At 69.0% G+C, this 12,480-nt stretch carries 6 protein-coding genes and 2 rRNA genes (1 of these 8 only partly in view); 2 read left to right on the top strand and 6 right to left on the bottom strand.

Features of this window, described 5'->3' with window-relative positions:
• Positions 1-310: 310 nt before the first annotated feature.
• Complete coding sequence (ndk, locus tag ACSP50_RS06380) at positions 311-727, bottom strand: nucleoside-diphosphate kinase (protein WP_014688335.1); 417 nt, start codon at positions 725-727, stop codon at positions 311-313.
• Positions 728-973: 246 nt separating this feature from the next.
• Here ndk and ACSP50_RS44765 point away from each other — a divergent pair, with 246 nt between their 5' ends.
• Complete coding sequence (locus tag ACSP50_RS44765) at positions 974-4,393, top strand: VOC family protein (protein ID WP_304528969.1); 3,420 nt, start codon at positions 974-976, stop codon at positions 4,391-4,393.
• A 73-nt stretch (positions 4,394-4,466) separates the two neighbouring features.
• On the opposite strand, the gene ACSP50_RS06370 is transcribed toward ACSP50_RS44765, so the two are convergent.
• The 3 genes from ACSP50_RS06370 to ACSP50_RS06360 are packed head-to-tail and all read right to left on the bottom strand — an operon-like array spanning position 4,467 to position 8,850.
• Complete coding sequence (locus ACSP50_RS06370) at positions 4,467-4,862, bottom strand: DUF4233 domain-containing protein (protein WP_014688332.1); 396 nt, start codon at positions 4,860-4,862, stop codon at positions 4,467-4,469.
• The gene (locus ACSP50_RS06365; RefSeq protein WP_014688331.1) at positions 4,859-6,214 is read right to left on the bottom strand and encodes a folylpolyglutamate synthase/dihydrofolate synthase family protein; all 1,356 of its coding nucleotides are present in this window, start codon (positions 6,212-6,214) and stop codon (positions 4,859-4,861) included. Before ACSP50_RS06365 ends, ACSP50_RS06370 begins: the two co-directional genes overlap by 4 nt.
• The gene (locus ACSP50_RS06360; protein WP_014688330.1) at positions 6,211-8,850 is read right to left on the bottom strand and encodes a valine--tRNA ligase; all 2,640 of its coding nucleotides are present in this window, start codon (positions 8,848-8,850) and stop codon (positions 6,211-6,213) included. The genes ACSP50_RS06365 and ACSP50_RS06360 overlap by 4 nt, the downstream gene beginning before the upstream one ends.
• A gap of 74 nt (positions 8,851-8,924) precedes the next feature.
• Between ACSP50_RS06360 and ACSP50_RS06355 the strand changes: the two genes are divergently transcribed.
• The gene (locus ACSP50_RS06355; RefSeq protein WP_014688329.1) at positions 8,925-9,722 is read left to right on the top strand and encodes a hypothetical protein; all 798 of its coding nucleotides are present in this window, start codon (positions 8,925-8,927) and stop codon (positions 9,720-9,722) included.
• A 122-nt stretch (positions 9,723-9,844) separates the two neighbouring features.
• Here the strand turns inward: ACSP50_RS06355 and rrf are convergent.
• Positions 9,845-9,961 (bottom strand): 5S ribosomal RNA (gene rrf, locus ACSP50_RS06350).
• 105 nt (positions 9,962-10,066) lie between these two features.
• Positions 10,067-12,480 (bottom strand): 23S ribosomal RNA (locus ACSP50_RS06345); it runs 659 nt beyond the window's last position.

The following is a 12,480-nucleotide window of genomic DNA, read 5'->3' as shown; positions in this document are numbered from 1 at the left end:
GGGAAACCCGCTCATTCGCCGGCTGTGGCGCGTGCCGATCCGCCCGGTTCTACTCGCGCTGGAGGCGCTTTCTTCCGGAGGCTCCCCGGTGATGGCCGGTTCGTCGCCTGCGTGCGCACAACGATACCGGCCACCCCGGGATTCCCTCACCCAGGTTCTTTCTCAGAAGAACAAGACGATTGCGGGGTACGCCGTGAGCACGGCCGTCATCCGCCCGATCGCCGGTGGCCCCGAGGTGACCGTGCCCGGACCAGCCGGGCCGGTCCCCTTTGCCGATCCTCTTCTGATCAGCAGCGGTCAGGGCCGTAGATCACAGGTGCGGGAACCAGAGCGCCAGCTCACGCTTGGCACTGTCCGGCGAGTCGGAGGCGTGCACCAGGTTCTCCCGGTTGGAGAGGGCCAGGTCGCCGCGGATCGTGCCGGCCGCGGCCTTGCGCCCGTCGGTCGCGCCGATCATGGCGCGCACCACCTCGATCACCTCGTCGCCGGAGAGCACCACGGCGGCCAGCGGGCCGCTGGTCATGAAATCCTTCAGCGGCGGGTAGAACGCCTTGTCGACGTGCTCGGCGTAGTGCTGGTCGGCGAGCTCGGGGCTCATCGTGCGCACCTCCAGCGCCTCGATGACCAGGCCCTTACGCTCGAACCGGGACAGGATCTCGCCGAGCAGACCGCGGCGGACCGCGTCAGGCTTGATGAGGATGAGCGAACGCTCGGTGCTGGTGGACACGTAGTTCCTCTCGAAGACGTCAGGCCGACACGCCTGAGGTTCAGCCTATCGGTACCTCCGACACGGCGAGCGACGATGTCCGTACTACCGCACTTTCGCTCTTCGACCGGCGGGCCATAACCTGACCTGAACAACGGGAGGTCCACAGTGGCGAACCAGACCGGGCGGCCCATCGCCCCGGCACGCAAGTTGGTGGCGGCGGTCATGGGCACGCTCGCGGGCTTTGTGATCGTTTACGGGCTCGGCATGAAGAGCTGGCCCGTCTCGATCTTCGGGCTGGTCGTGCTGGCCATCGCGGTCACGCTCGCCGTGGTCACCCCCGGCCGCCGCGGTGGCCGGGCCACCGTCGCCGGCACCGCGGAGATCATGGACATCACCGCGCCACCGCTCGCCGGGGCGTACGGCCGGGCCGAGATCCGGGCCATCGTCGTCGCCCCCGGCCTGGGCACCTTCGACAAGGTGATCCGGGACGGCCGGGTGCCGGTCGCGAAATGGCCGGTCGCCGGCTCCACCGTGCCGATCACCGTCGACGTCGACGACACCCGCCGGGTCCGGGTCAACTGGAAGGACGCCCCGGACCTCGGCCCGGCCGGCGACCCGCCGCCGCCGGTCACCGGCTCCGCCCACTCCGAGTTCCACGAGGACCCGCTGCTCCCCGAGGAGGAGGACGACGACGTGCTCGGCGCGGTCGCCCCCAAGCCGTGGGAGACCCGCGACGACGACTGGGCCGCCCAGGAGCCGGCGTACGAGGAGGAGCGCGCCACCACCCCGGTGGTGGTCCGGGACACCCCGAACGGGCCGATCCTCGAGGGGCAGCTGGTCGGCGGCGAAGAACAGGTCGCGCCGCTGCCCCGCCGCGCCGGCAGCGGCCCGCGTCGCTCGGGGGGCTCCTTCGACTCCGCCGCCACCGACCCGGTCGGCTTCGATCCGCTCCCCACGGATCCGGCCACGCCCGACGACCCCGCCAATGGGGAGGATCCGGCCACCCGGGAAGACCCGGCCGCGCCTGCGAGCCCGGCCGCTCCTACGGGCCCGGTCGCTCCTACAGGCCCGGCCGCCCCCGCGAGCCCGGCCGCCCTGGAGGACCCGGCCGTCCCTGCGGGCCCGGCGGCCCCTGCGAGCCCGGCTGCCCCCACAGGCCCGGCGCCATCCGCCGCCGCGTCGTCGACCGCTGTCGCCGAGGAATCGCCGGTCTTCGCCACCGAGGCGGAGCCGGCGGCCGCCGCGACCGTCCCGCGGCCCTCTTCGGCAACGGCATCCGTCCCGTTCGCGTCCGCCGCCGAAGTGGACCCGGACCGGATCGCCGCCGGCAGCGCCTCCAGCCGGTTCGGGTCGGGCGCCTCCTCCGAGGCCTGGCCGTCGGCCAGCTACCCGCCCCCGCCCGGACCCGAGGCCGCCGGCCGCCGGCCCGGCGGCGACGACTCGTTCGACTTCCCGCCCCCGCCCCCGCCGGGCGCCACCCCGGCCGGTGAACCTGACGAGTTCCCGCCCCCGCCGTCCCCGGGCTCCGCCCGTTCCGTCAACCAGTCCGACGACTACGACTACCCGCCGCCCCCCGCCCCGGGCCGGACCCGGCGGGCCCCCACGACCCCCACCGGTGCCGACTATCCACCCCCACCCGGCCCCGCCACCTCCTCCACCGGCGCCACCACCTACACCTCTTCCGCCGGCGCCGGCCCCACCACTCCCGATACCTTCGCGTCGCCCGCCGGCGCCGGCCCCACCACTCCCGATACCTTCGCGTCGCCCGCCGGCGCCGGCCCCTCCGCCCGCGATGCCTTCGCGTCGCCCGCCGGCACGAGTCCCTCTCCCAGCGCGCCGCAGCAGTCCTCGGGCGACGCCCCCCGCTACTCGGGCTTGAGCGAGTCCGGTCCCGCGCCCGGGAGCGGCCCCTCTGCCGCCGCATTCGCCGCGGGCGTAGCCACCGGCGCCGCCAGCTCCGCCATCCGCACCACGACCCCGCGCCCACCCGGCTCCCGCCCCAGCCCGAAGCCGCGTTCGGCGTCCGCCACCGTCACCGCGAACCGCACACCCACCCAGCGCACCCCGGTCGACCCCACCCCGGAACCGGCGATCGACCTGGACCTGGACGAGCCGCCGGCTCCCCCGGCTCCGCCGGCCCCCACCCAGCGCCCGGTGGCCCCGCCGGCCGAGCCCAAGCCGACCACTGCCACCGCCGCGGTCCCGCACCAGCCGACCACCGCTACCACCGCGGTCCCGCACCAGCCGACCACCGCTAGCACCGCGGTCCCGCACCAGCCGACCACCGCTACCACCGCGGTCCCGCACCAGCCGACCCCCACCACGGAGCCGACCTCCAAGCCCGAGCCCAAGTCCACCCATTCCGGTCGGACCCGCTTCGTCACCCAGCCGGGCGACCCCGCCGCCCCCACCCCGGGCACCGCCGCATCCCCCATCCCGATGCCCGCCGCCCCGCCCCCGAGCGACGCCATCAGGGCGCCGGTCGCCCCGCCCCCGAGCGACGCCGCCCGGGCGCCGGCCGCCCCCACCGGGGCCGCCGCAGTCCCGATGCCGGCCGCCCCCACCGGGGCCGCCGCAGTCCCGATGCCGGCCACCCCCACCGGGGCCGCTGCCATCCCGGTGCACACCGCTTCAGGTCCGGCAGCCGGGACCGACTCCGACGACCCGGGCCTCGACGGTTACCCGCCGGCCGCCTTCCCGGTCAGCGCCTACGCACCCACCGACCCGGAGCCCCCGGTTCCGCCCGCGCCGGTGTCCACCGCCCGGGCCGAGCCGACCCCGCTCACCGCCCCGCCGACCGCCCCGGAGCCGGACCGACCCTTCCCGACCGCGCCACCACCGGCGACCCCGCGCCCCGCCGCCCCCACCCCGGTCGCCGACGAGATCGACATCCCGCTGGACGACGTCCCGGAGTCCACCCCCGAAGCCGCCCCGGCGGTCGCCGCCGGCATCGTCGCTCCCCCGGCGGACCCCGGCGACATCGTCACCCCCTGGACAGACCCCGGCGACATCGCCACCCCTTGGGCGGACCCCGCCGACATCGTCACTTCCCCGGCGGCCGAACCCCCGGCGGAGCAGTCAGCCGCCGCTTTCCCCGCCACCGCCGAGCCGGACGATGCGCCCAGCGCCGAGACCACCGCCTGGCCGGTCACCGCCGACTCCCCCACCGCCGCAGCCGGCGCGGAGGGCCGGAAGGGCAACCCCTGGGCTGATTTCGCCGGCCGGCCGGTGCCCGACGACCGCACCGCCGAGGTGATCACCGCCTATCCCAGTGCCCGCCCCGGCCCGGCCGGCGCAATCCACGGCGTGGGCATCACCATCCTGGTCACCGACCTGGCCCGGTCGATCGTCTTCTACCGGGACACGCTCGGCTTCTTCGAGATCGACACCGGTGACGGCAGTTCGGTGCTGGCTTCCGGCGACACCCGGGTGGTCCTGCGTACCGTCCCGAACCTGTCCGCCGAGGCGGGCCGCCTGATCTATCTGAACCTGGAGGTCGGCGACATCGAGGCGGTTCACGACGAGCTCCGGGCCAAGGGCGTCAAGTTCGTCCACTCCCCCCGGGCCGTCAACCGCGGCGACAAGCTGGAGCTCTGGTCCGCGACCTTCCGTGACCCGGACAACCACAACATCGCGATCACCCAGTGGCGAGCCGTCCGCCCGGATCCCACCCCCGAGGCCTGACGTTTCCCGGAAAGCATGATGGGGAGTCACCGCATGGCGACTCCCCATCATGCGTCTCAGCCGGCGCCCGTTCTCACCCGAGGATCGACCGCCGCACGTACGTCGCGTAGGCCCAGGCCAGCCCGAAGATCACCCCGAGCGCGGCGAGCGACCAGTGCACCAGCCCGCTGGCGAGCAGCAGCACCTGCAGCGCCGTCCCCGCGCCCCACCCCCACCGCTGCCGCATGCATCCGGCGAGCAGCGCGGCCACCACGGCGAGCCCGATGACCAGGCCGATCCCCCACCCGCTGAGGTGCCCACCGAGGATCCGGATCGGCTGGATGGCCAGCAGCAGGACGATCGCTTCGAGGGCCAGGGTGCCCGCTCCGAGACCGCGTACCGCCGCTTCGGGGTTGCGCAGCCCGGAACGCCGCGGCCCAGCGCCCGCCTCGTCCCCGACCGGCGCCGCGTTCTCCTCCGGCCCGGTCATCGTTTGAGCAGTTTCCGCGCGTCGGCGACGGTGACCACCGACCCGGTGATCAGCACGCCGACGCCGCTCAGTTCGCCGGACGCGTCCTCCTCGGCCAGCACCACGGCTTCCTCGATGGCGTCCGGCATGGTTTCGGCGATGCTCACCCGGTCCTCACCGAACACGTTGGCGGCGAGCTGCGCGAGTTCCTGCACCGGCATCGACCGCGGTGAGCTGTTCTGTGTCACCACGATCCGCGCCACCACGGGTTCGAGCAGGTCGAGCAGCCCGGTCACGTCCTTGTCGGCGAAGACGGCGAGCACCGCCACCAGGTGCCGGAAGCTGAACTCCTCCTCCAGCGCCGCGACGGTGGCCGCCATCCCGTGCGGGTTGTGCGCGCCGTCCAGCAGGATGGCCGGTGCGCTGCGCACCCGTTCCAGCCGCCCGGGCGAGTCCACCTGGGCGAATCCTTCGCGGATCAGCTCGATGTCGATCTGCTTGCCCGGCCCGGCGCCGAGGAACGCCTCGACCGCGGCCAGCGCCAGCGCCGCGTTCTGCGCCTGGTGCGCGCCGAACAGCGGCAGGAAGATCTCCTCGTACACCCCGCCGAGGCCCTGCAGCACGAGGACCTGGCCGCCGACCGCCTGGGTACGCTGCACCACGCCGAACTCACTGCCCTCGCGGGCCAGCGTGGCGCCCATCTCCGCGCAGCGTTCCAGGATCGGCCGCATGGCCTCCTCGGTCTGCACCGCGGTGATCACGGTCGCGTCCTTGTGGATGATCCCGGCTTTGGCCCAGGCGATGTCCTCGATCGTGTCGCCGAGCCACTCGGTGTGGTCGAGCCCGATCGGGGTGAGCACGCACACCCCGGCATCGATCACGTTGGTGGCGTCCTCTTCGCCGCCGAGCCCCACCTCGACGACCGCGATGTCGACCGGCGCGTCGGCGAACGCCGCGTACGCCATGGCCGTGGTCATGTCGAAGTAGGTGAGCGGCTCGCTGTTGCGCGCGTCGATCAGCTCGGCGAGCGGGGCGATCTCCCGGTACGTGTCGACCAGCCGCTCCTCGGACACCGGCTCACCGTCGAGGCTGATCCGCTCCCGCACCGTTTCCAGGTGCGGGCTGGTGTAGCGCCCGGTGTGCAGCCCGCAGGCCCGCAGCAGCCCGTCGATCATCCGCGCCGTGCTGGTCTTGCCGTTGGTGCCGGTCAGGTGGATCGCCGGGTAGGCCCGCTGCGGGCTGCCCAGCACGTCCATCAGATCCCGGATCTTCTGCATGTCGAAGACCATCCGGGTGAAGCCGCGCTCGTTCAGCGCGGCCTCGACCGCCGCGTATGCGGAGGCGTGCTCGGAGGAGTGCTCGGCGGGACTCATGCGGCCGGCAGCGCCTCGAGCGCGGTGGCGATCCGGACCAGGTCGGCCTCAGCGGTGGCCAGCCTGTCCTTGATCTTGGCCACGACGGCCTCCGGCGCCTTGCCGATGAACGCCTCGTTGCCCAGTTTCGCCCTGCACTGCGCGGCCTCCTTCTCGGCAGCCGCCCGGTCCTTGTCCAGCCGGGCACGCTCGGCGGCCACGTCGATCGCCCCGCGGGTGTCCAGGTCGACGGTGATCCCACCGGTGACCGCCAGGGTGGCGGTCGCGGTGAAGCCGTCGGCCGGCGCGTCCAGCCGGGCCAGCGAGCGGATCAGCGGCTCGTGCGTGTCGATGCCGACGTTGCCCAGCCCGGTCAGCGCCGCGGAAACCCGCTGGCTCGGCTTGAGCCCCTGGTCGGACCGGAACCGTCGGACCTCGGTGACCACCTTCTGCAGGGCGGCCAGCTCCTCCTCGGCGGCGTCGTCGACCAGCGCGTGGTCGACCATCGGCCAGGTCGCGAAGGTGACCGTCTCGCGGCCGGTGAGCGCGATCCACAGCTCCTCGGTGACGAACGGGATCACCGGGTGCAGCAGGCGCAGCAGCTGGTCGAGCACGTGCCCGAGAACCCGCCGGCTGCGTGCCGCCTCCGGGGTGTCCTGGGCCAGCACCGGCTTGCTCAGCTCGACGTACCAGTCGCAGACGTCGTCCCACGCGAAGTGGTACAGCGTGTCGCAGACCTTCGCGTACTCGTAGCTGTCGAACTGCTCGTTGACCTCGGCGATGGTGTGCTGCAGCCGGGACAGGATCCACTTGTCGATCGCGCTGAGCTCGCTGGGCGCGGGCAGGTCGCCCTCGACGGTGGCGCCGTTCATCATCGCGAACCGGGTCGCGTTCCACAGCTTGTTGCAGAAGTTGCGGGAGCCCTGACACCACTCCTCGCTGGTCGCCACGTCGGAGCCCGGGTTGGCGCCCCGCATCAGGGTGAACCGGGTGGCGTCCGCGCCGTACCGGTCGATCCAGTCCAGCGGGTCCACCACGTTGCCGAACGACTTCGACATCTTCTTGCCGAACTGGTCGCGGACGATGCCGTGCAGGTTCACCACGTTGAACGGCTGCACGCCGTCCATCGCGTAGAGCCCGAACATCATCATCCGGGCGACCCAGAAGAACAGGATGTCGTAGCCGGTGACCAGGACGCTGGTCGGATAGAACTTCGCCAGCTCCGGCGTACGCTCCGGCCAGCCCAGGGTCGAGAACGGCCACAGCCCGGACGAGAACCAGGTGTCCAGCACATCGGTGTCCTGGGTCCAGCCCTCGCCGGTGGGCGGCTGCTCGTCCGGCCCGACGCAGACGACCTCGCCGGCCGGGCCGTACCACACCGGGATGCGGTGACCCCACCACAGCTGGCGCGAGATGCACCAGTCGTGCATGTTGTCGACCCAGGCGAAGTACCGCTTCGACAGCTCCTCCGGCTCGATCCGGACCCGGCCGTCGCGGACGGCGTCACCGGCCGCTTTGGCCAGCGGCGTGGTGTTGACGAACCACTGCAGCGACAGCCGCGGCTCGACGGTCGTCTTGCACCGCGAGCAGTGCCCGACGGAGTGCTCGTACGGCCGCTTCTCGGCGACGATCCGGCCCTGCTCGCGCAGCGCGGCGACGACCGCCGGACGGGCCTCGTACCGGTCCAGGCCCTCGAACGGACCGGGCACGGTGATCACCGCGCGCTCGTCCATCACGGTGAGGCTGGGCAGGCCGTGCCGCTGCCCGATCTCGAAGTCGTTCGGGTCGTGCGCCGGGGTCACCTTGACCGCACCGGTGCCGAACGCCGGGTCGACGTGCTCGTCGGCCACGATCGGGATGCGCCGGCCGGTCAGCGGCAGCTCGACCTCGGTGCCGACCAGGTGCCGGTACCGCTCGTCGTCGGGGTGCACCGCCACCGCGGTGTCACCGAGCATCGTCTCGGCCCGGGTGGTGGCGACCACGATCGCGTTCGCGCCCTCGCCGTACCGGATGGAGACCAGCTCACCCTCGTCGTTGGTGTGCTCCACCTCGATGTCGCTCAGGGCGGTCAGACACCGCGGGCACCAGTTGATGATCCGGTTCGCGCGGTAGATCAGATCGTCGTCGTACAGCCGCTTGAAGATCGTTTGAACGGCCCGGGAGAGGCCCTCGTCCATGGTGAAGCGCTCCCGGGACCAGTCGACCGAGTCACCCAGCCGGCGCATCTGCCCCAGGATCGCGCCGCCGGACTCGGCCTTCCACTCCCAGACCTTGGCGACGAAGGCCTCGCGGCCCAGGTCGTGCCGGGACAGCTGCCGCTCGGCCAGCTTGCGCTCGACCACGTTCTGCGTGGCGATGCCGGCGTGGTCCATCCCGGGCAGCCAGAGCACCTCGAAGCCCTGCATGCGCTTGAGGCGCACCAGGGTGTCCTGGATGGTGTGGTCGAGGGCGTGGCCGACGTGCAGCGAGCCGGTCACGTTCGGCGGCGGGATGACGATGGTGAACGGCGGCTTGTCGCTCTTCGGGTCGGCGGTGAAGTAGCCCTCCGATACCCACCGCTCGTACCGCCGCTGCTCTACCTCGCCCGGCTGGTACTGAGCGGAGAGGCCACCGGTGGGCCGGCTGTCGGGAGTGCGGGTATCGGTCGTGTCGGTCACAGGGCAAGTCTACGGATTCCCGGAGGCGGTCAACTATTCGCACTCCCACCTGTGGATAACTGTAGGCTCGCCTGATGTCCGACCGCGGCCACGCGCCCCCTCCGCCCGCCGGCGACGCCCCCGAACCGGATCCCGCGGAGCCCGATTTGTCGCGGGACATCGAGATCAGCGCGGTTCCGGCCGCGGCCGGGCCCGAGCCGGCCGATACCGACGCGGAGCCTTTGGACCTCACCGAAGGCGAGCCGATCGAGCTCCAGGCCGGCCCGTTCAGCCTGGTGCCGGTCGAGGACGGCGACGATGCGCCGTTGAGCCCGCGCCGCCGGCGCACCCGCACCATCCTGACCGGCTCGCTGCTGGCGGTCGGCCTGCTCGGCGTCGCCGGCCTCGGCTGGTACTACTGGCAGATCCACGTCCAGCGCGACGTCACGCTCAGCCTGCCGCCGTCGGTCGCCGACATGACGCTGGACGACAGCCCGAACGCCAAGGACACCGCCGACTATCTGCAGACCGCGCTGAACACCGAGATCGACATGGACAAGACCGTCGGCGGCGTCTACAGCGGCACCGGCGAGAAGGACGTGCTGATCTTCGGCGGCACCACGCTGATCTGGAGCCCCGGCAAGGATCTGGCTACGTCGTTCGGCTTGATCAGCGACAAGCAGGGCACCGTCACCGGCCTGCACGACGTCGACCCGGGCCCGCTCGGCGGCTCGATGAAGTGCGGAATCACCAGGACCGAGGGCGGCAACATGCCGGTCTGCGGGTGGGCCGACCACGGTTCGCTGGCCCTCGCCATGTTCCCGAACCGTTCCGAATCCGAAGCCGCTCCCTTGATGCTGCAACTCCGAAAAGCCATTCAAACCCGCAATTGACAGTACGTCGAAAAGCGCCTCGGCCTCGGCCGCAAGCCGACGTGGGGGCGCTTTTCCGCCTGTCCGTGGATACAAAAAAGAAGAGGCCCACCCCGTCAGGGGTGGGCCTCTTCTGAAGTTGAGTCCGGCGGCGTCCTACTCTCCCACACCCTCCCGAGTGCAGTACCATCGGCGCTGGAGGGCTTAGCTACCGGGTTCGGAATGTAACCGGGCGTTTCCCCTCCGCTATGACCACCGAAACAGCCATCAGCAGAACAAACCAGCAACCCGGCAGTCTTGAACCGGGGTGGTTGTTCGTTTGCTGTGAATCACACAGTGGACGCATATCGAGCATAAAGTTTGGTGTGGTTAAGCCCTCGGCCTATTAGTACCGGTCAACTCAACACGTTACCGTGCTTACATCTCCGGCCTATCAACCCAGTAGTCTAGCTGGGAGCCTTACCCACTCAAGGTGGTGGGATACCTCATCTCGAAGCGAGCTTCCCGCTTAGATGCTTTCAGCGGTTATCCCTTCCGAACGTAGCCAACCAGCCGTGCTCTTGGCAGAACAACTGGCACACCAGAGGTTCGTCCGTCCCGGTCCTCTCGTACTAGGGACAGCCCTTCTCAAGTATCCAACGCGCACGGCGGATAGGGACCGAACTGTCTCACGACGTTCTAAACCCAGCTCGCGTACCGCTTTAATGGGCGAACAGCCCAACCCTTGGGACCTGCTACAGCCCCAGGATGCGACGAGCCGACATCGAGGTGCCAAACCATCCCGTCGATATGGACTCTTGGGGAAGATCAGCCTGTTATCCCCGGGGTACCTTTTATCCGTTGAGCGACACCGCTTCCACACGCAAGTGCCGGATCACTAGTCCCGACTTTCGTCCCTGCTCGACCCGTCAGTCTCACAGTCAAGCTCCCTTATGCACTTACACTCAACACCTGATTGCCAACCAGGCTGAGGGAACCTTTGGGCGCCTCCGTTACCCTTTAGGAGGCAACCGCCCCAGTTAAACTACCCACCAGACACTGTCCCTCGACCCGATCAGGGCCGCAAGTTAGATACCCAAACCCAACAGAGTGGTATTTCAACAATGACTCCACCCGAACTGGCGTCCGAGCTTCACAGTCTCCCACCTATCCTACACAATCGAATTCAGATACCAATGTCAAGCTATAGTAAAGGTCCCGGGGTCTTTCCGTCCTGCCGCGCGTAACGAGCATCTTTACTCGTACTGCAATTTCGCCGGGCCTGTGGTTGAGACAGTGGGGAAGTCGTTACGCCATTCGTGCAGGTCGGAACTTACCCGACAAGGAATTTCGCTACCTTAGGATGGTTATAGTTACCACCGCCGTTTACTGGCGCTTAAGTTCTCCGCTTCGCCCCGAAGAGCTAACAGGTCCCCTTAACGTTCCAGCACCGGGCAGGCGTCAGTCCATATACATCGTCTTACGACTTCGCATGGACCTGTGTTTTTAGTAAACAGTCGCTTCCCCCTGCTCTCTGCGGCCATACCACGCTCCACCAGCAAGTGGCTTCACGCGTCCGGCCCCCCTTCTCCCTAAGTTACGGGGGCAATTTGCCGAGTTCCTTAACCACAGTTCACCCGTCGCCTCGGTATTCTCTACCTGACCACCTGTGTCGGTTTAGGGTACGGGCCGCTCGAAACATCGCTAGAGGCTTTTCTCGGCAGCATAGGATCAATGACTTCACCAGAACGGCTCGGCATCACGTCTCAGCCTCATGCACCGCGGATTTGCCTACGGTACGGCCTACACGCTTACCCCGGCACAACCACCGGCCGGGATCATCTACCTTCCTGCGTCACCCCATCACTAAACTACTACCACCCAAGGTCCTAGTCTCCCGCATCGCCGGCCGAAGCCATTGAATTGATCAAGTAGTTAGTACAGATGGGTTCGTCTTGGGCGTTTCTTTGCGGGTACGGGAATATCAACCCGTTATCCATCGACTACGCCTCTCGGCCTCGCCTTAGGCCCCGACTCACCCAGGGCGGATTAGCCTGGCCCTGGAACCCTTGGTCATCCGGCGGAAGGGGTTCTCACCCTTCATTCGCTACTCATGCCTGCATTCTCACTCGTACAGCGTCCACACCTGGATCACTCCGGCGCTTCACCCGCTGCACGACGCTCCCCTACCCATCCACACAAGTGTGAATGCCACAGCTTCGGCGGTGTGCTTGAGCCCCGCTACATTGTCGGCGCGGAACCACTTGACCAGTGAGCTATTACGCACTCTTTAAAGGGTGGCTGCTTCTAAGCCAACCTCCTGGTTGTCCATGCGATCCCACATCCTTTTCCACTTAGCACACGCTTAGGGGCCTTAGCTGGCGATCTGGGCTGTTTCCCTCTCGACTACGAAGCTTATCCCCCGCAGTCTCACTGCCGCGCTCTCACTTACCGGCATTCGGAGTTTGGCTGATTTCAGTAAGCTTGTGGGCCCCCTAGACCATCCAGTGCTCTACCTCCGGCAAGAAACACGCGACGCTGCACCTAAATGCATTTCGGGGAGAACCAGCTATCACGGAGTTTGATTGGCCTTTCACCCCTAACCACAGGTCATCCCCCAACTTTTCAACGTTGGTGGGTTCGGTCCTCCACGTAGTCTTACCCACGCTTCAACCTGCCCATGGCTAGATCACCCCGCTTCGGGTCTAGAACATGCGACTAAAAACGCCCTATTCAGACTCGCTTTCGCTACGGCTACCCCACACGGGTTAACCTCGCCACATGCCACTAACTCGCAGGC

It is taken from the genome of Actinoplanes sp. SE50/110 (genome assembly GCF_900119315.1).
Lineage (GTDB): Bacteria > Actinomycetota > Actinomycetes > Mycobacteriales > Micromonosporaceae > Actinoplanes.
This window is presented reverse-complemented; position numbering and strand designations above follow the sequence as displayed.